The sequence below is a fragment of the Nocardioides sp. CCNWLW216 genome (assembly GCF_037120545.1).
Classification (GTDB): domain Bacteria; phylum Actinomycetota; class Actinomycetes; order Propionibacteriales; family Nocardioidaceae; genus Nocardioides; species Nocardioides lianchengensis.
Genome location: NZ_JBBBBJ010000011.1, coordinates 146,176 through 164,016 on the forward strand (window position 1 = coordinate 146,176; position 17,841 = coordinate 164,016).

Below are 17,841 nucleotides of genomic sequence, written 5' to 3' on the forward strand. Positions count from 1 at the left end.
GGCCACCCTATCCCGCGCTCTCCTCCACGACGGGCTGCGTCACGTCCTCGTGCGCGACGTGGCTCAGCTGCCGCCAGATCAGCACCACGAAGACCGCCGAGCCGGCGAAGGCGAACCAGAACGGGGCGGTCACTCCCCCGTGCTGGGCGAGCAGGCCGCCGAGGCCCGCACCGACCACCAGACCGCCGTACACCCCGACCAGGTTGACGCTGCCCACCCGGCCCTGGAGCGCCGTGGGGACCGCGCGCTGGCGGATGGTGACCGAGGTGGTGCCCCAGACGAACGCGTGCGCGCCGAAGACGAAGAACACCGGCAGCGCGACGTACGGCGAGGTGGTCAGCGCCAGGGCCAGGTGGGTGAGCGTCTCGATCACCAGACCGATCCGCATCAGGTCACCGAGGCTGACGTGCCGGGTGAGCCAGCCGTAGACCGTGGTCCCGAGCAGCCCCCCGAGCGCGCCGAACGTCGTGACCAGGCCGAAGCCGACCTCGCCGAGCCCGAGTCGTTCGGTGGCGTAGAGGACCAGCACCGACCAGGCCGCACCGAACGTGACGTTGAAGATCAGGATGGTCAGGACCAGGGTGCGCACGGCCGCGTGGTGCCGCACCCACCGGAACCCCTCGGCGATGTCGTGCCGGAGCCGGGTGTCGGGCGCGTCGTCCGACCGCGGGCGCGACACCGCCACCCGGGCCACCAGCATCGCTCCGAGGCCGACCAGCACCCCCTGGGCGACGAAGGGCGAGGCGCTTCCGGCTGCGAACAGGAACGCGCCCAGCGGCGGACCGGCCAGCTGGTTGAGGGTGATGGTGCCGGTCGTGAGGCGCGCGTTGGCGATCGCCAGGTCGTCGCGGTCGACGAGCATCGGCAGCAGCGTCGAGGACGCACTGTCGGCGAACACCTCGGCCGTCCCGAGCAGGAACAGCGCCCCGAGAACGACGGCGATCGACACCGCTCCCGTCGCGACCGCGAGGGCCAGGACGGCGAGCACGGCGCAGCGGGCCAGGTCGACCGCGACCACCAGCAGCCGGCGGTCGAGCCGGTCCGCGAGCGCCCCGGCGTACAGGCCGAGGAGCAGCGGGGGCAACCACACCATGAGGGCCGCGAGCGCGACCAGTCCGGCCTCGTCGGTCTGCGAGGCCACCAGGAGCGGACCGGCCGCGAGGCCGATCCCGTCGCCGAGGTTCGAGGTCCACGACGACGCCATCAGCCACCGGAAACCGGGGCCGAGGCGTTGCGGGGCGACCGTCTCGAGAATCCTGCTCACGAAGGCGGCACACTACGGCGCGGCCGGGGGCCGCGCACCGGGATTACGCGGGCTGCATCTCCGGCAGCGCCGACGCGGTGTCGATCTCCAGCAGCTCGGCGGCGCGGGCCGCGACGAGCTTGTCGTTCTCCTCCGAGAGCTTGAGGACGAGTGCCTCGAGCTCACCCACACGCGCCCGCAGCCGGGCGTTGTCGGCAACCAGCCGGGTGGGGGTTCGCAGGTCGCTGTTCAGGTAGCCGATCAGCGCCTTGGCCATGGACAAGCCTTCCGATTCTTGGGGGGCGGCCCGCTCTGGCGGACCGTCTTCAAGAGTCCCACCACGAGCCGCTGGGGTCAATCTCGGAGCGCGGTGCCGGAGCCTGCGACGGCGCCGAGCGAGCCGTCTCGAAACCCTCAGTCCGCGACCGGCGCCACCGCAGAGGTCGTCCGACGTCGCCGCGGGACCGGCTGGCAGACCGGGCAGAAGTACGACGACCGGTTCATGAACGCCACGCGGCGGATCGGCGTCCCGCACCGGTCGCAGGGCTCCTGCTCGCGACCGTAGGCGTGCAGCGAGCGGTCGAAGTAGCCGGACTCGCCGTTGACGTTGACGTAGAGCGCGTCGAAGGAGGTGCCGCCCTGGCCGAGCGCGTCGGCCATCACCTCACGTGCGTGCCCGAGCAGCTCACGCACCTGGGCGGCGCTCAGTCGCTCACCCGACCGCTCGCCGTGGATCCGCGCGCGCCACAGGGCCTCGTCGGCGTAGATGTTGCCGACCCCGGAGATCAGGTTCTGGTCGAGCAGCTGCCGCTTCACGCCGGACTGGCGGCGGCGGACCCGGGCCACGAACTCGTCATCGTCGAACTCGGGGTCCAGCGGGTCCCGCGCGATGTGCGCGATCTCCGGCGGCAGCTCGGCCCCGCCGGACGACACCGACAGGCCCCCGAACATCCGCTGGTCGACGAAGCGCAGCTCACGGCCCTCGGCGGCGCCGGCCAGGGCCAGCCGGACCCGGAGGTGCCGCTCGGCGGCCGCCTCGGGCGGCTGCACCAGCAGCTGGCCGCTCATGCCGAGGTGACCGAGGAGCGCGTCGCCGTTGTCGAGCGGGAGCCAGAGGTACTTCCCACGGCGCCGGGCGGACTCGATACGCCGGCCTGCGAGCGCGGACGCGAAACCGGCCGGCCCCCGCGGATCGCGGCGGACCGGCCGTTCGTGAAGCACGTCGACGCGGGTGATCGTGGAGCCGAGGACGTGACGCTCGAGGCCGGCCCGGACGACCTCGACCTCGGGGAGCTCGGGCACTACTCGTGCGGAGGGGACGCGGGCGCGGAGGCCGCGGCGTCCTCGGCCGCGCCCAGTGCCGGATCGGTCACGCCGAGGGACGCGGCGATCTCGCCGTACGCCGTCTCGGCCGCCGCCTGCTCGGCCTCCTTCTTCGACCGACCCACACCGTTGCCGTAGAGCCGGTCGGCGACCCGCACCTGAGCGGTGAAGGTCTTCATGTGGTCGGGGCCCTCGTCCTCGATGACGTACTCGGGCACCCCGAGGGAGTGCTCCGCCGCCAGCTCCTGGAGCGAGGTCTTCCAGTCGAGGCCCGCGCCCATGGCCGAGGCCGCGGTGATCAGCGGGTCGAAGAGCCGGTGCACCACGACCGCGGAGACCTCGAAGCCTCCACTCAGGTGGACCGCACCGATGACCGCCTCGACGGTGTCGGAGAGGATCGACGCCTTCATCCGGCCGCCGGTCGCCTCCTCGCCCCGCCCCAGCTTGACGTGCTCACCCAGCCCGATGGCCCGGCCGACGCCCGCCAGCGCGCGAGCGTTGACGACCGCCGCCCGCAGCTTCGCGAGCCGGCCCTCGGACAGGTCGGGGTGGGTGAGGTAGAGCGTCTCGGTGACGACGACCCCGAGGACCGAGTCGCCCAGGAACTCCAGGCGCTCGTTCGTCGGCAGCCCGCCGTTCTCGTAGGCGTACGAGCGGTGGGTGAGGGCGCGCTCCAGCAGCTCGGGATCCAGAACAGGATCACCGAGCGCGCTGCGGAGCTCTGCGTAGGTGGTCAGCGGACCGGGCCGGACGCTCTGATGATGCTCAGAGGACCTGACGACGGTCGGCGCGAGCGCCGTACTGGCCGCAGGTGCCGCACGCGCGGTGCGGCAGGTGCTTGGCACCGCAGGCGGGGTTCGCGCAGGTCACCAGCGTCGGGGCGACGGCCTTCCAGGCCGAACGACGGTGACGCGTGTTGCTGCGCGACATCTTCCGCTTCGGGACAGCCACTGTTCTCTCCTCATCCGGGGCCGGAGGTCCGGCCCATTGGCACTACTCGTCGTCGTTCTTCAGCGCGGTCAGGCCCGCCCAACGCGGGTCGATCGGCGCCTCGTGCGTGTGATCGGGGTCGTCCACGAGCCGGGCACCACACTCGGTGCACAGTCCGGGACAGTCCTCCTCGCACAGCGGCTGGAAGGGCAGTGCAAGCACCACCGCGTCCCGCAGCTGCGGCTCCAGGTCGACCAGGTCGTCCTGCAGCCGGCTCACATCGTCGTCCTCGTCGTGCGGGGTCTGGTGCTCGGGGTAGACGTACAGCTCCTGGAACGTGACCTCGACGTCGTCGGTGATCGGCTCCAGGCACCGTGCGCACTCGCCCTCGAGCCCGGCTCGCGCCGTGCCCGTGACCAGGACCCCCTCCATGACCGCCTCGAGGCGCAGGTCAAGCTCGACCGGCGCACCCTCAGGGACAAGGAGGACTTCGATGCCCAGATCTGCGGGTGCCGGGACCGTCCGCGTCACCTCACGCTGGGACCCCGGGCGGCGGCCGAGCTCGCGGGTGTCGAGCACGAGCGGCGCTCTCGGGTCCAGGCTGGTCAGGGGATCACTTCCGGGTCCGGGCACATACAGATCGTCGGGAATGCTATCCGCCCGACGGACCACCGACCAAACCAGCGCCTCGGGAGCCGAGGGGTCACGAGCCCTGGCGCTCGGCCAGCCGGGTCGTGAGCCGGGTGTGGACGAACCCGGGCACCAGCGACGAGACGTCGCCCCCGAAGGAGGCGACCTCCTTGACGAGGCTGGAGGCCAGGAAGGAGTACTCGGGACTGGTCGGCACGAACACCGTCTCGACGTCGGTCAGCGAGGCGTTCATCTGGGCCATCTGCAGCTCGTAGTCGAAGTCGGACACGGCGCGCAGACCCTTGACGATCGCGTGGATGCCCCGCTCCTCGCAGAAGGTCGTGAGCAGTCCGGTGAATCCTGCCACCGTGACGTTGGCGAAGCCCGCGCAGGCCTGCGACAGCATGTCCATCCGCTCGTCCGGGCTGAACAGCCGGTTCTTGGAGGCATTCACCCCCACGGCGACCACGACCTCGTCGAAGAGGGTCGCGGCCCGCTCGATGATGTCGATGTGCCCGTTGGTGACCGGGTCGAAGGACCCGGGGCAGACGGCTCGGCGCACGTTGCTCACTCCTCTGCGGGCTCGTCGGGATCGGCGGCGTGACCGTACCAAAGCACGGTCTCGCCGTAGGGCCGCCGTCGGTCGAGCTCGATCCCCTCGGGCCAGTCCGGCTCAGGGCTGCGGACCGAGCGCTCCACGACGACCAGCGCGCCGGGCACCAGCCACGCGTGGTCGACCAGCGCCCGCAGGTCGGCGGCGACGCTGGCGTCGTCGAGGGGGTACGGCGGGTCGAGGAACACCACGTCGTACGGCGCCGTCGGGATCCGGCCCAGCGTGGTGGCGACCGTGGCGGCCACCACCTCGGCCCGCGCGAACCCCAGCGTGCGGGCGTTGGCCGCCACCAAGGCGGCCGTGCGGCGGTCGGACTCGACCAGGGTCACGACGCCGGCCCCGCGGGACCACGCCTCCAGGCCGACCGCCCCGGACCCGGCGTACAGGTCGAGGACCCGGAGGCCGCTGAGCGTGCCGCACCAGGACTCGATCGACGAGAACAGGGCCTCGCGCACCCGGTCGCTGGTCGGGCGGGTCGCGGCTCCGCTGGGGGTCTGGAGGCGGCGCCCGCCCGCGCGGCCCCCGATGATCCGGGTCACGACTTGTCCAGGAACTCGGAGCGGGCCGAGGCCTCGAGCCGCGCCACCTCAGCAGCCAGCAGCGGCGCCTCGGCGAGCTCGGGGTCGGCGTCGAGCAGGGCGTTCGCCGCCTCGCGCGCGGCGACGATGGTCTTCTCGTCGCGCAGCACGCGCAGGCTCTGCAGGCTGGAGCGGAAGCCGGACTGGTTGGCGCCCAGGACGTCGCCCTCGCGACGCTGCTCGAGGTCGACCCGGCTGAGCTCGAACCCGTCGGTCGTCGCGGCCACGGCGTCGAGCCGCTCGCGGGCGGGGGTGCCGGCGTCGGCGCGGGTGACCAGCAGGCACAGACCGGGGTGGCCGCCGCGACCGACCCGGCCCCGGAGCTGGTGGAGCTGGGAGACGCCGAACCGGTCGGCGTCGAGGAGGACCATCGCGGTCGCGTTGGCGACGTCGACGCCGACCTCGATCACGGTCGTCGAGACCAGCACGTCGATCTCGCCCGCGGCGAAGGAGCGCATCGTCTGGTCCTTGACGTCGGGCGCGAGCCGGCCGTGGAGGACCGCGACCCGCAGTCCCTGCAGGGCCCCGTCGGCCAGGCTGGTGGCCATCTCCTCGACCGCGGCCAGCGCACCGGCCGGCGCCCGCGCCTTGCCCTGCTCGTCGAGGTCGATCTGGTCCTGCTCCCCCGCCTCGGGCTCGTCGCCGCTGATCCGGGGGCACACGACGTAGGCCTGGTGGCCCTTGGCCACCTCCTCGCGCACCCGCTCCCACACCCGGTTGACCCACGAGGGGTGGTCGGCGAGCGGGACGACGGTCGACTGGATCGGCGCCCGTCCGGCCGGGAGCTCGGTGAGCACCGAGGTCTCCAGGTCGCCGAACACGGTCATCGCCACGGTCCGCGGGATCGGGGTCGCGGTCATCACCAGCACGTGGGGCGGCGTCCCGGCCTTGTCGGTGAGGGCGGCGCGCTGCTCCACGCCGAAGCGGTGCTGCTCGTCGACGACGACCATCCCGAGGTCGGCGAACTGGACCTTGTCCTCGAGCAGTGCGTGGGTGCCGATGACCAGGCCCGCCTCGCCGCTGGCCAGCCGGCTCATCGGGGCCGTGCGCTGCGTCTTGGTCATCGAGCCGGTGAGCAGCTCGACGGCCGTGGCGTCCGCCGATCCGCCGAGCATCCCGCCGGACGCCAGATCACCGAGCATCGCGGTGATCGAGCGATGGTGCTGCTGGGCCAGCACCTCCGTCGGCGCCAGCAGCGCGGCCTGGCCGCCGGAGTCGACCACCCGCAGCATCGCGCGCAGCGCGACCAGGGTCTTGCCGGAGCCGACCTCGCCCTGGAGGAGCCGGTTCATCGGGTGGTCCTGCGCCAGGTCGGCCTCGATCTCGGCACCGACGGCGACCTGGCCGGCGGTCAGCTCGAACGGCAGTCTCCCGTCGAACGCGGCCAGCAGTCCCCCACCGCCGGTCCGGGCCCGGGCGCCCTGGGCCCGCAGGGCCCGACGCCGGCGGCCGAGCACCAGCTGGGTGACCAGGGCCTCCTCGAACCGGTAGCGCTTCTGCGCCGCCCCCACCTGGCCGTAGTCGTCGGGCGCGTGCACCCAGTTGAGGGCGGTGCGGGCCTCGACCAGGTCGTAGCGCTCGCGCAGCTCGAGCGGCAGCAGCTCTGGAGCGTCGTCGAGGACGGTGCGGGCGAACCTGATCGCCCGCACGAGGTCCCACGACTCCACGCCCTTGGTGAGCGGGTAGACCGGGAACAGGGCGGGGATGTCGGCCTCGGACTCGGCGCCACCGAGGCCGTCCTCCGGACCCTCGACGCCGTCCTCGTCGACCCCGAACAGCGTGAGCTGCGGGTTGGTGAGCTGCCAGCTGCCCTGGAACGAGCCGACCTGACCCACGAAGAGGCCACGCCGTCCGACCGGGAGCCGCTTCGCGTGCCACGCCGCCACCCCCTTGTTCTTGGCGAAGAAGGACATCCGCAGGGACGGGCCGTCGGTGCCGAGCAGGGCGTCGAGACGGTACGCCGTCTGGCCGGTGCGCCGGTCGCGGTAGGTGTTGATGTCGCTCTTGGTGATCTGGCCGACGACCGTGAGCACCTGCCCGACCTCGAGGTCGTCGACCTGGGTGAGCTCGCCGGTCTTGATGTAGCGGCGCGGCAGGTGGCGCAACAGGTCGCCGACCGTCTCGAGGCCGAGTCCCTTGATGACCAGGTCGCGCTTCTTGGTCTCGGTGCCGAAGACGGTCGCGATCGGCGAGTCGGGGCCGATCACTCGACCGACACCAGCAGCGGGTAGCGCTCCTGACCGCCGTCGTAGACCACGACGTCGACCGCCGGGTGGTGCTCCTCGACGTAGCCGGCCACGCGGGTGGCCAGGGAGCCCTCGGCGTCCTCCTCGCCGGCGACCAGGGTCACCAGCTCGCCGCCGCCGCCCAGCAGCCGGTCGACGACGTCGATCGCGACGGCGTACTGACCGGAGCCGACGACCGCGAAGTCGCCGGCGACGACGCCGAGCACGTCGCCGACCTCGCAGGGGCCGGCCATGGTCATCGCCTGTCGCGCCGCGACCGTCACCGCCCCGTGGCGGGCGTGGCGGGCGGTGGCCGTCATCTCGAGGACGTCCTGGTCGAAGCTGCGCCCGGGCTCGTGGACGGCCATCGCCGCCAGGCCCTGGACCTGGGCCTGGGTGGGGATCACCGCGACCCGGACCGCTCCGTCGGCGTCGGCCTCGGCCGTCGAGGCCGCGATCTGGGCGACCCGCACCGAGTCCTGGTCGTTGGGCAGCAGCACCACCTCGCTGGCCCCGCAGCCGGTCACCGCCTCCAGGATCTGGCCGGTGGAGGGGCGCCGTCCCGGCCCGCCGGACACCACCACCGCTCCGGCTTCCTCGAAGAGCCGGGTCAGCCCCGGGCCGGCCGCGACGGCGACGATCCGTCGACCCGACCGTGGCTCCGGACGGGTCCGCGCCGCGGCGACCTGCTCGGCGAAGTGGGTGACCCGGACGCGGTGCGGACGTCCGGCCTCGATGCCGGCCTCGATGGCCGCTCCGACGTCGTCGACGTGCACGTGCACGTTCCAGAGCCCGTCGCCACCGACCACGACCAGGGAGTCGCCGAGCGCGGCCAGGCGCTCGCGGAGCACTGGAACGTCGTCGTCGGCGGCGTCGAGGAGGTACATCACCTCGTAGGAGGGACCGTCCGGGCGCAGGTCGGGCTCCCCGCCGAGCGGGACGGGCACCGGGATCGTGTGTCGTCCGATCGGGCTGGTGACCGGCACCGGGCGTCGGCCGGTGAGCACGGTCTCGGCCGCGTCGAGGACGACGCTCAGGCCCCGCCCGCCCGCGTCGACGACGCCGGCGTCGGCCAGCACCGCGAGCTGCTCGGGGGTGCGGGCGAGCGCATCGCGCGCCGCCTGCGCCGCCGCCGTGAACACGTCGCGGGCTCGGGCGCCGGGGTCCTTGGCGACCTCCAGCGCCGCGTCGGACGCAGCTCGCGAGACCGTCAGCATCGTGCCCTCCACCGGCGTGCCGACGGCGGCGTAGCTGGCGTCCGTCGACTGCTGGAGGGCCTCGGCCATCACCACCGCGTTGCGCTCGTCGGGCCGGGCGTGGGCGAGGCGGCGGGAGATCGCCCCCAGCATCTCGCTCAGGATGACCCCGGAGTTGCCGCGGGCGCCGAGCAGGGCACCCCGGCTGAGCCGAGCCAGCGCGGTCGCCACGTCGGTGCCCGGGTCGGCGTCGACGACCTCCCGGATCGCGTCGCGGGCGGCGGAGACCGTGAGGTACATGTTGGTGCCGGTGTCGCCGTCGGGCACCGGGTAGACGTTCAGAGCGTCGATCTCCTCACGCGCGCCCGCCAGGGCGTCCGTCGCGATGTCGACGAACCGCAGCACCACGGAGAGCTGCACACCACCGCTGCGAGGGACCTCCATCCGCCGTCCTCTCCTGCTCGCTCGGACTCCGACCGGGTGAAGGTTAGTCGCCGCCGCCGACAGTGCGGGTGGACCGCCTCGCCCGATTTTCTCATCACCCTGACCGTCGGATACGCTGGTGCGGTTGCCCGCTCGCCGGGCCCCACAATCCACAACCTCGATCCATCAGGAGTTCACGGTGGCTGCCGTCTGCGACATCTGCGCCAAGAAGCCGGGCTTCGGCAACAACCGACCCTGGTCGCGCAAGATCACGAAGCGTCGCTTCGACCCCAACATCCAGCGCGTCCGGGCGACCGTCAACGGCACGCCCAAGCGTCTCAACGTGTGCACCGGCTGCCTGAAGGCCGGCAAGGTCACCCGCTGACCCAGCTTCATCTCGAAGAGGCCCCGACCGTTCGCGGTCGGGGCCTCTCGGCGTTCGTGGAGTGGCGAGGGTCGCTGCCCCCCGTTCGTCTCTCGCGGGCGCCGTAGCCTCGTTGGTCGAGTGGCGAGCGCCAGCGAGCGGATCGAGACCCTCGGTCAGGGTCTCGATACGCCCGTCGCGGCTTCGTGCCTCAGCCGCGGGGCTACTCGACCTGGCGCGTGACCCCTCGCCCTCCCAGGCTCGGGCGAGGCGCGCTCAGAAATGCGTCCAGCCGGTGGGGCCGTCGTACGGCGCGCCGTCGACGATGACGCCCTCCCCCTCGGTGACGGCGCCGATGACGGTCCAGCCGTCGGGGACGGCGGAGGGGTGCGGGAACGTCGCCAGCAGGGCGTGGTCGTCGCCACCACCGAGGATGAAGCTCATCGGGTCCGCGCCGACCGCGGCGCCCACCGCGACCAGGGGCTCGGGCACCTCGAAGGCGGCCGTCGACACGTCGATGGCCACGCCGGAGGCGTCGGCCAGGTGTCCGGCCTCGGCGAGCAGCCCGTCGGAGACGTCGATCATCGAGGTCGCCCCCGCCTCCGCACCGACCCGCCCCGCGGCGTACGGCGGCGCCGGACGCCGGTAGGCCTCGACGAGCGCGCGCGGCGAGCGGAAGCCCCGACCCAGCACCGCGAGACCGGCGGCCGCCCAGCCCTGACGGCCGGTGAGGGCCAGCACGTCGCCCGGGCGGGCCCCCGAGCGCAGCACCGGAGACTCGGTCACCGCGCCGAGCACGGTCACCGCGATCACCACCTGGTCGGCCCGGGTCAGGTCGCCGCCGACCACGCTCGCGCCGACCAGCGCGCACTCCTCGGCGAAGCCGGCCGCGAACTCCAGCGCCCAGGCGACCGGCAGGTCGGCCGGGGCGGCGAGCCCGACGGTCAGCGAGGTCGCCTGCCCGCCCATCGCGTTGATGTCGGACAGGTTCTGGGCGGCGGCGCGGTGGCCGACGTCGGCCGCGCTGGCCCAGTCCCGGCGGAAGTGCCGACCCTCGACCATCAGGTCCGTCGAGACCACCACGTGGCCGGTCCGCACCCGCAGCACGGCGGCGTCGTCGCCGGGACCGACGAGCACGTGCTCGCCCTGCGGGAAGTGCCGGACGATCTCGCTGATGAGCCCGAACTCGCCGGCGTCGGCCAGGGTCGCGTCGGAGGGGAGCGCCATGCCCCCATCCCACCAGAGGCGTCTATGACCACCAGCACCGGACGGGGTAGGTTGACCCTCGGTCACCAGCCCGCACACACGGGCGCCCCCAGTCCGAACAGGGAGAACCACGATGGTCGTCCAGGCGTACATCCTGATCCAGACCGACGTCGGCAAGGCCGCCGAGGTCGCGACCGCGATCGCCCAGGTCAAGGGCGTCACGCTCGCCGAGGACGTCACCGGGCCGTACGACGTCATCGTGCGGGCCGAGGCGCGCAACGTCGACGAGCTCGGCAAGCTGGTCGTCGCGAAGGTGCAGACCCTCGACGGCATCACCCGTACGCTGACCTGCCCGGTCGTGCACATCTGAGTGCCCACCACCAGCAGTCGACGACGCCCCTGGACCCGCGGGACCAGGGGCGTCGTCGCGTGCGCGGCCGTCGTCCTGACCCTGCTGACCGGCTGCGGTCCGGTCGAGCTGGCCACCCCTGACCTCGACGCCGCCGACGCCGCGACCTGCGCGGCCCTGGTCGACGACCTGCCCGCCAGCCTCGCCGGCGAGGAGCGGGTGGAGTCCGAGCCCGCCGACGCCCCCGGTGCGGCGTACGGCGACCCCGCGATCGTCGTCGCCTGCGGCGCCCCGGCGCCCGAGGACTTCCGGGTCACCGGCGACTGCATCCTGGTCAACGACGTCGGCTGGTTCGTTCCCCCCGAGCAGGACCAGGACAACGAGGCGGACCTGGTGCTGACCACCGGCGGCTACGAACCCCGGCTGCAGGTCTCCGTACCCGCCGACTACCGACCCGAGGGCAGCGCCTCGGTGATGGCCGAGCTCGCCCCGCTGGTGGCCGCCCATCTCGACCTGGTCGAGCGCTGCGTCTGAGGCCGTGCCGTGTGGGAGCCTGAATCCATGACGACCGACGAGCTCGCCGGACCCGTGGCCGTGATCGCCGGCGGCCTGAGCCACGAGCGTGACGTGTCGCTGGCCAGCGGCCGCAACCTGGTCCGCGAGCTGCGGGCCCGCGGCGTCGAGGCGAGCGCCTACGACTTCGACCGTCAGCTGCTGCACAGCCTCCAGCGCGACAAGGTGGTGGCGGCCTTCCCGGCCCTGCACGGCCAGTTCGGCGAGGACGGCGAGATCCAGACGCTCCTCGAGCTGATCGACCTTCCCTACGTCGGCTCCAGCAGCCGCGCCTGCAAGGTCGCCTGGGACAAGGGCGCCGCCCGCGAGCTGCTGCACCGGGCCGGCATCCCCGTCCCGGACAGCGTCGGCCTCTCGGCGACGACCTTCCGCGACATCGGGGCGACCGCCCTGATGGAGCACGTCATGCACCGCCTCGGCCACCGGGTCGTGGTCAAGCCGGCCCGGGGCGGGAGCGCCCTCGGCGTCACCGGGGTCGACGGGCTGGGCGCGCTGCCGTCGGCCCTGGTCGAGACCTACGCCTACTGCGAGGACGCCCTCGTCGAGCGGTTCTACGACGGCGTCGACGTCAGCGTGGTCTGCCACGAGACCCCCGACGGCCTCACCTCCCTCCTCCCCGTCGCGGTCGAGTACGAGCGGGGCCACGAGTTCGACTTCAGCGCCCGCTACACCGCGGAGTACGTGTCGCTGCTGACGCCCGACCTGCCGGACGAGCTGACGACCCGGCTCGGCGAGGTGGCCCGCGAGGCCCACCGCGTGCTCGGCCTCGACGACCTGTCGCGCTCCGACTTCCTCGTCTCCCCCGACGGCACCTTCGTACTGCTCGAGACGGCCATCACGCCCGGCACCACCGAGACGTCGGTGCTGCCGTTCGCCTGCACCGCCAGCGGGACCTCGCTCGGCGAGGTCGCCCACGGCCTGGTCCGCCGGGCGGTCGACCGGGGCTGAGCGCCCCGGGATCTGCGGAACCCCAGCGGGGAGCGTTCCGGTGTCCTAGGGTTCTTGACCGTGACGTCCTCAGCCCGGGCCACGCGCGATCGCGGGCACGCGCGCCGCAAGCGCACCGACGAGACCGACTCCCCCACCATCGAGGCGGCCGTCCCGTCGTCACCGGTGCCCATGCCGCTCAACCGGATCTCCCGGACCCCGCTCGAGGGCGCGCACGACCACCAGGAGTCGACCGGCACGGCCTTCGAGGTACGCCGTGCCCCGGAGCCGACCATCCACCGGTTCTTCGGCCTGTTCGGCAGCACCGCCGTCGGCAACCTGCGCGAGGGCGAGATCGGCTCCGACGACGAGGCCGTCCCGCTGGAGTTCATCGACCTGGCCGACACCCTCCAGGCCGTTCCGCAGCTCAAGGACGCCGAGGGGCTGACGTTCGACGGCAAGGCCTTCGACAAGGCCGAGACCTTCGCGGGCACCGAGGCCGTGAAGGGCTTCGGCGGCACGATGAGCGTGCTCGGCGGCGCCAAGGAGATGCTCGGCGGCGCGTTGGAGGCCAAGGACTCCGTCGAGAACCTGTGGCACGCCTACCAGAAGTACGACTTCGGGCTCGGGGACGGCGCCCGCGGCGACTCGATCGGGAAGAACCTCGGAGCCGTCCAGATGGAGTCGGCGGCGACCTCGCTGCTGACCGGCGGCCTGGGCGTCACCTCCGGCGGCAGCTCGTTGGCGGGCATGTCGGACCTGGCCGGCGAGCAGATCCCGTTCCTCGACGTCGCCGTCAACGGCGTCCAGGGCACGATCAAGACCAAGAAGGCCATCGAGGACAGCGTCGCCTCGGGCAAGCTCGGGCGTCAGCGCACCCACATCAAGCGCGAGCAGGACACGTTCCTGCCCGAGGACGTGCGTGGTGAGCGCTTCGGCGAGTTCGTCACCGCGCTGAAGACCGGCGGCAAGGTCAAGGGCAGCGACCGGAAGCGGTGGCACGAGTTCCACGTCGCCTGGGTGGCGCACGCCAGCGGCCTGACCGGCGGCACGTACGACGTGTCGGCCCCGGACCCCGACGCCGCCAAGGCCAAGAAGAAGCCCGTCGCCACGCCCCCGGGTGGCGGGGGGACCGGTGCCCCGGCCATCGAGTTCAACCCCCTCACGACCACGTGGTCCGACGCTACGCAGCATGCGGCCGAGAAGAAGGCCTTCCTGGAGTTCCTCCGGACCACCGGCAAGAAGGACTTCGGCTACGGCACCAAGCTCCGCACCAAGTACGAGGACGACCTCAAGACCGGCGGCACGCGCACGGAGGGCTCGCAGGACTACGAGCAGATGCGCGACCTCGGCAAGGTGGCCAGCTTCGGCCAGCGACGCAAGGCGGAGACCGCGACCATCAACTCGGTCGAGGCGGTCGGGCACTTCGCCGACGCCGCCGGCACCTTCACCGCCGGCGGCGACATGGGCGCGACCAAGGCCACCGGCAAGGCCATCAAGGCGACCTCGGCGCTCTACAAGAGCCTGAAGACGCTGGTGAAGCGCGGACGTCGCGTGCACAAGCTGCGCGAGGCCAAGAACGAGATGGAGTACGGCGGGAAGGGCGACCGCGGCGTGCTGTGGGGTGCCAAGCAGTTCTTCTTCGGCAACGTCGACAGTCAGCAGAAGAAGGCGCGCGGGGCGCTCAACGCCGCCGTGAGCGCGCCCGAGCGGGCCGAGAAGGCACACCAGGACGCCCTCGTCGCGTGGCAGGCGCGGAAGGACGCCTACGACGCCTACGTCGAGGAGCTCGCGGACTACGACGAGGGCAAGCGCCTCATCATGGACCTGATGAGCATCGACGAGGCGGAGTTCGACCGCCGTTTCCCGCCCGGCCCCGTCAAGGTGGACGACCCCGGCACGGCCCCGGTGAAGGGAGCTGCTCCGACCACCGGCAAGAAGGAGGGCGTCGCCAACGCCAAGACTGCGAAGGTGATGACCGCGGAGCAGGCCAAGCCGCTGATCAAGAAGCTCACCATCCAGTGCAAGCGCAAGGTCGACGACCTGATCGCCTGCCTGCTCAGCGACAACGAGACGGTCCGGCTGCGGGCCCGTGAGATCCTGCACATCGTCGCGGAGAACAACCTCGCGGGAGCGATCGCGAAGATCGACGACCAGGACCTGGAGATCCTCTACAAGGTGGCCAAGCAGATGCGGACCGATCCGTCGTACAAGAGCAACGCCCAGCACGTTGCGGAGTTCAAGCGCCGCAAGTCGGCCATCAAGGAGATCGTCACCGGTCAGCTCTCGGGCGTGGGTGGCTGAGGTGGCGCTCCTGGAGCGGGTCGTCGCCGTCCTCGAGGGCCTGGAGTGGGTCGTCGAGCTGGACGACGAGCACCCCGGCGGCATGCTGCTCGAGCCCTCGGACGGCGAGGCGCCGTGGCCCTTCGTGGCCGAGGTCGACCCGGACGAGCCGCAGGTCGCGTTCTACAGCCTGCTGCCCGACGAGGTGCCCGAGGACCGGCGCGAGGCCGTCGCGGCCGTGCTGACCGAGGCCAACTACGGGCTCGTGGTCGGCTCGTTCGAGATCGACCTGAGCGACGGCGACGTCCGGTTCCGGACCTCGCTCGACCTCGGCCGCGCCGAGGTCGACGACGCCGTCCTCGCGGCCCTGGTGTCGCCGCTGGTCGCCCGCAATCTGGCCGCCATGGACCAGTGGATCGACGGTCTGCAGGCCGTCGCCGGAGGCGCGGACCCGGCGGACGTGCTGGGCTGACGGCGCGCTCAGCGCAAGCCGGTCGGGCGCTCCAGCGCGAGCTGGATCAGCTCGTCGATCAGCTCGGGGTAGGACAGCCCGGTCGCCTCCCACATCTGGGGGTACATCGAGATCGGCGTGAAGCCGGGCATCGTGTTGATCTCGTTGAGGACGACCTCGCCGTCGGGCGTCACGAAGACGTCGACCCGGGAGAGGCCCTCGCCGTCGATCGCCTCGAAGGCCCGTACGGCGATCTCGCGCACCCGCTCGCTGACGTCGGCGGGCAGGTCGGCCGGGGCCTCGGTGCGCGCCTGCGAGTCGCTGAGGTACTTGGCCTCGAAGTCGTAGAAGGTCGCCGCGTCGTGGTCCACGACGATCTCGCCGGGCACCGAGGCCCGGGGGGCGTCCCCGTCGCGCCCGCCGAGGACGGCACACTCGATCTCACGGCCCTCGAGCCCCTGCTCCACGAGCACCTTCGGGTCGTGGTGGCGGGCCGCCTCGATCGCGTCCGCCAGCCCGGTCAGGTCGTCGACGCGGGTCACGCCGAGCGAGGATCCGGCACGGGCCGGCTTCACGAACACCGGGAACCGCAGCCGCTCCTGGACCTCGCGGATCACCTCGGCCTGCCGCTGCTCCCAGTCGCGGGGGCGGACGACGACGTACGGGCCGACGGGCAGGCCGTGGCCGGCGAAGACCAGCTTCATGTAGTGCTTGTCCATCCCGACCGCGGAGGCCAGCACGCCCGCGCCGACGTAGCGGACGCCAGCCAGCTCGAGCAGGCCCTGGATGGTGCCGTCCTCGCCGTACGGGCCGTGCAGGAGGGGGAAGACCACGTCGACCTCGCCGACCTCGGCCAGCCCGGCCACCTCCCGCCCGGACTCGCGGGTGACCTCCGGGAGCCGCCCGGAGGCCAGCTCGTAGTGGGACGCGTCGCCCGACGCGAGCACCCACGCGCCCTCGCGGGTGATGCCGACCGGGAGGACGTCGTACTTCTCGGGGTCGATGGCCCGCATCACGCCCGCGGCGGTGGCCGCGGAGATGGCGTGCTCGCCCGAGCGGCCGCCGAAGACCAGGGCCACCCGGACCCTGCGGGTCGGCTCGGCGGGGCTGTCGTGGATCGGCTCGGACATGTCCGGGGACCTTACTGGAGCGCGGCCGCGACCTCGTCCAGGCGCGCGCCACGCGACGCCTTGACGAGAACAACGTCACCCTCGCCTACGTGGGTGCGCAGCCAGGCGACCGCGGCGTCGTTGTCGGGCACGAAGGTGCTGCGGTCGCCCGCGCCGTCCGCCGTCGCCCGGGCCGCCTCGCCGACGACCAGGACGACGTCGATGCCGCGGTCGACGGCGTACGCGCCGATCCCCGCGTGCTCGGCGTCGCTGGTCGGGCCCATCTCGCGCATCTCGCCCAGCACCGCGACGGTCCGGCGGACCTCGGGGTCGTCGCCGATCGTGGCGAGCGCGTCGAGTGCCGCCCGCATCGACTCGGGGTTGGCGTTGTAGGAGTCGTTGAGGACGACGATCCCCGAGGGCAGCTCGTGCAGCTCCATGCGCCACTGCGAGAGGGTCGTGACGGCGTCGAGCGCCGCGCCGACCTGCGGCAGGCTGAGCCCGACGGCCAGGGCAGCGGCTGCGGCGGCTGCGGCGTTGAGGGCCTGGTGGCCACCGACCACCTGGAGCGTCACCGGGACCCGGTCCTGCGCGGTCGCGAGCACGAACGACGGGCGCCCGAGCCGGTCGAGGACCAGCTCCTCGACCCGGACGTCCGCGGCCCGCTCCTGCCCGAACGTCGTCACCGCGGCCCGGGTGCGTGCCGTCATCGCGACGACCCGGTCGTCGTCGGCGTTGAGCACCGCCGTGCCGTCCTCGGGCAGGCACTCGACCAGCTCCCCCTTCGCCTCGGCGATGGCCTCCCGCGACCCGAACTCCCCCAGGTGGGCGTGGCCGACGTTGAGGACGACGCCGACGTCCGGGGTCACCAGGGCGGTCAGCTCGGCGATGTGGCCGGTGCCGCGGGCGCCCAGCTCCAGGACCAGGTAGCGGGTCGACGGCTCGACCCGCAGCGCCGTGAGCGGCATCCCCAGCTCGTTGTTGAACGAGCCCCGGGTCGCCACGGTCGGCGCGACCTGGTCGAGCACGGCCCCGAGGAGGTCCTTGGTCGACGTCTTGCCCTGCGAGCCCGTGAGGCCGACGACCGTCAGGCCGCCGGCGCGCCGCACCCGGGCGACGACGTGGGCCGCGAGTCGCTGCAGCGCTCGCTGGGGGTCGGTCACGACCACCGTCGGGAGCTCGGTACGACGGCTGCCGAGCACCGCGACCGCCCCCGCCGCAGCGGCCTGGGCGGCGTGCTCGTGGCCGTCCACCCGCTCGCCGACGAACGCGACGAAGAGGCTGCCGGGACCCGCCTCGCGGCCGTCGATGACCACCGGACCGTCGACCACGACCCCGGTGGCCCCGCCCACCACCTCACCGTCGACGACGGCGGCGATCTCGGCCAGGGTCAGGGCGATCATGGCGGCGACCATAGT

19 protein-coding genes are annotated in these 17,841 nt (G+C 72.8%); 6 read left to right on the forward strand and 13 right to left on the reverse strand.

What is annotated here, in order from left to right:
- Positions 1-7: 7 nt before the first annotated feature.
- The 10 genes from V7S47_RS21505 to V7S47_RS21550 all read right to left on the reverse strand — a co-directional run bounded on the left by V7S47_RS21505 (position 8) and on the right by V7S47_RS21550 (position 9,182).
- Complete coding sequence (locus V7S47_RS21505; RefSeq protein WP_336563491.1) at positions 8-1,264, reverse strand: MFS transporter; 1,257 nt, start codon at positions 1,262-1,264, stop codon at positions 8-10.
- 43 nt (positions 1,265-1,307) lie between these two features.
- Positions 1,308-1,520, reverse strand: coding sequence for a hypothetical protein (locus V7S47_RS21510; RefSeq protein ID WP_090852883.1), 213 nt, complete (start codon positions 1,518-1,520; stop codon positions 1,308-1,310).
- Positions 1,521-1,657: 137 nt separating this feature from the next.
- Positions 1,658-2,545: a bifunctional DNA-formamidopyrimidine glycosylase/DNA-(apurinic or apyrimidinic site) lyase gene (gene mutM / locus V7S47_RS21515; RefSeq protein ID WP_336563492.1), complete on the reverse strand. Its 888-nt coding sequence runs from the start codon at positions 2,543-2,545 to the stop codon at positions 1,658-1,660.
- Positions 2,545-3,411, reverse strand: coding sequence for a ribonuclease III (gene rnc / locus V7S47_RS21520; protein ID WP_211752770.1), 867 nt, complete (start codon positions 3,409-3,411; stop codon positions 2,545-2,547). The genes mutM and rnc overlap by 1 nt, the downstream gene beginning before the upstream one ends.
- Entirely contained in the window at positions 3,332-3,517 is a 186-nt protein-coding gene (gene rpmF / locus V7S47_RS21525) for a 50S ribosomal protein L32 (RefSeq protein ID WP_085871165.1), read from the reverse strand. Before rpmF ends, rnc begins: the two co-directional genes overlap by 80 nt.
- 42 nt (positions 3,518-3,559) lie before the next feature.
- Entirely contained in the window at positions 3,560-3,928 is a 369-nt protein-coding gene (locus V7S47_RS21530) for a YceD family protein (protein ID WP_442945371.1), read from the reverse strand.
- 271 nt (positions 3,929-4,199) lie between these two features.
- Positions 4,200-4,688: a pantetheine-phosphate adenylyltransferase gene (coaD, locus tag V7S47_RS21535; RefSeq protein ID WP_336563493.1), complete on the reverse strand. Its 489-nt coding sequence runs from the start codon at positions 4,686-4,688 to the stop codon at positions 4,200-4,202.
- A gap of 5 nt (positions 4,689-4,693) precedes the next feature.
- Positions 4,694-5,278, reverse strand: coding sequence for a 16S rRNA (guanine(966)-N(2))-methyltransferase RsmD (rsmD, locus tag V7S47_RS21540; protein WP_336563494.1), 585 nt, complete (start codon positions 5,276-5,278; stop codon positions 4,694-4,696).
- Positions 5,275-7,524: an ATP-dependent DNA helicase RecG gene (locus V7S47_RS21545; RefSeq protein WP_336563495.1), complete on the reverse strand. Its 2,250-nt coding sequence runs from the start codon at positions 7,522-7,524 to the stop codon at positions 5,275-5,277. The genes rsmD and V7S47_RS21545 overlap by 4 nt, the downstream gene beginning before the upstream one ends.
- Positions 7,521-9,182: a DAK2 domain-containing protein gene (locus V7S47_RS21550; protein ID WP_336563496.1), complete on the reverse strand. Its 1,662-nt coding sequence runs from the start codon at positions 9,180-9,182 to the stop codon at positions 7,521-7,523. The genes V7S47_RS21545 and V7S47_RS21550 overlap by 4 nt, the downstream gene beginning before the upstream one ends.
- A gap of 178 nt (positions 9,183-9,360) precedes the next feature.
- Here V7S47_RS21550 and rpmB point away from each other — a divergent pair, with 178 nt between their 5' ends.
- Positions 9,361-9,546 (forward strand): 50S ribosomal protein L28, encoded by a 186-nt coding sequence (gene rpmB, locus V7S47_RS21555; protein ID WP_011756723.1) that lies wholly within the window; start codon positions 9,361-9,363, stop codon positions 9,544-9,546.
- A 255-nt stretch (positions 9,547-9,801) separates the two neighbouring features.
- Here the strand turns inward: rpmB and V7S47_RS21560 are convergent, their stop codons facing one another.
- On the reverse strand, positions 9,802-10,752 hold the full coding sequence (locus V7S47_RS21560; protein WP_336563497.1) for a thiamine-phosphate kinase: 951 nt from the start codon (positions 10,750-10,752) through the stop codon (positions 9,802-9,804).
- 112 nt (positions 10,753-10,864) lie between these two features.
- On the opposite strand from V7S47_RS21560, the gene V7S47_RS21565 reads away from it, so the two are divergent.
- Genes V7S47_RS21565 through V7S47_RS21585 form a run of 5 tightly spaced genes read left to right on the forward strand, consistent with a single transcriptional unit; the run spans position 10,865 to position 15,335 of the window.
- Positions 10,865-11,101: an Lrp/AsnC family transcriptional regulator gene (locus tag V7S47_RS21565; protein WP_090852901.1), complete on the forward strand. Its 237-nt coding sequence runs from the start codon at positions 10,865-10,867 to the stop codon at positions 11,099-11,101.
- Positions 11,102-11,614, forward strand: a complete 513-nt coding sequence (locus V7S47_RS21570; protein WP_336563498.1) for a DUF3515 family protein — start codon at positions 11,102-11,104, stop codon at positions 11,612-11,614.
- A gap of 27 nt (positions 11,615-11,641) precedes the next feature.
- Positions 11,642-12,601, forward strand: coding sequence for a D-alanine--D-alanine ligase family protein (locus V7S47_RS21575; protein WP_090852907.1), 960 nt, complete (start codon positions 11,642-11,644; stop codon positions 12,599-12,601).
- 60 nt (positions 12,602-12,661) lie between these two features.
- Complete coding sequence (locus tag V7S47_RS21580; RefSeq protein ID WP_336563499.1) at positions 12,662-14,884, forward strand: hypothetical protein; 2,223 nt, start codon at positions 12,662-12,664, stop codon at positions 14,882-14,884.
- Between the two features lies 1 nt (position 14,885).
- Positions 14,886-15,335: a YbjN domain-containing protein gene (locus V7S47_RS21585; RefSeq protein WP_336563500.1), complete on the forward strand. Its 450-nt coding sequence runs from the start codon at positions 14,886-14,888 to the stop codon at positions 15,333-15,335.
- Positions 15,336-15,343: 8 nt separating this feature from the next.
- Here the strand turns inward: V7S47_RS21585 and V7S47_RS21590 are convergent, their stop codons facing one another.
- Positions 15,344-16,444: a D-alanine--D-alanine ligase family protein gene (locus tag V7S47_RS21590; protein WP_336563501.1), complete on the reverse strand. Its 1,101-nt coding sequence runs from the start codon at positions 16,442-16,444 to the stop codon at positions 15,344-15,346.
- Between the two features lie 11 nt (positions 16,445-16,455).
- On the reverse strand, positions 16,456-17,826 hold the full coding sequence (locus tag V7S47_RS21595; protein WP_336563503.1) for a UDP-N-acetylmuramoyl-tripeptide--D-alanyl-D-alanine ligase: 1,371 nt from the start codon (positions 17,824-17,826) through the stop codon (positions 16,456-16,458).
- Between the last annotated feature and the right edge of the window lie 15 nt (positions 17,827-17,841).

Coding starts and splice junctions, on each gene's coding strand:
- V7S47_RS21565 (WP_090852901.1), top strand. CDS start 10,865: ATGGTCGTCCAGGCGTACATCCTGATCCAGACCGACGTCGGCAAGGCC.
- V7S47_RS21595 (WP_336563503.1), bottom strand. CDS start 17,826: ATGATCGCCCTGACCCTGGCCGAGATCGCCGCCGTCGTCGACGGTGAG.
- V7S47_RS21550 (WP_336563496.1), bottom strand. CDS start 9,182: ATGGAGGTCCCTCGCAGCGGTGGTGTGCAGCTCTCCGTGGTGCTGCGG.
- V7S47_RS21530 (WP_442945371.1), bottom strand. CDS start 3,928: ATGGAGGGGGTCCTGGTCACGGGCACGGCGCGAGCCGGGCTCGAGGGC.
- V7S47_RS21590 (WP_336563501.1), bottom strand. CDS start 16,444: ATGTCCGAGCCGATCCACGACAGCCCCGCCGAGCCGACCCGCAGGGTC.
- V7S47_RS21510 (WP_090852883.1), bottom strand. CDS start 1,520: ATGGCCAAGGCGCTGATCGGCTACCTGAACAGCGACCTGCGAACCCCC.
- V7S47_RS21575 (WP_090852907.1), top strand. CDS start 11,642: ATGACGACCGACGAGCTCGCCGGACCCGTGGCCGTGATCGCCGGCGGC.
- V7S47_RS21560 (WP_336563497.1), bottom strand. CDS start 10,752: ATGGCGCTCCCCTCCGACGCGACCCTGGCCGACGCCGGCGAGTTCGGG.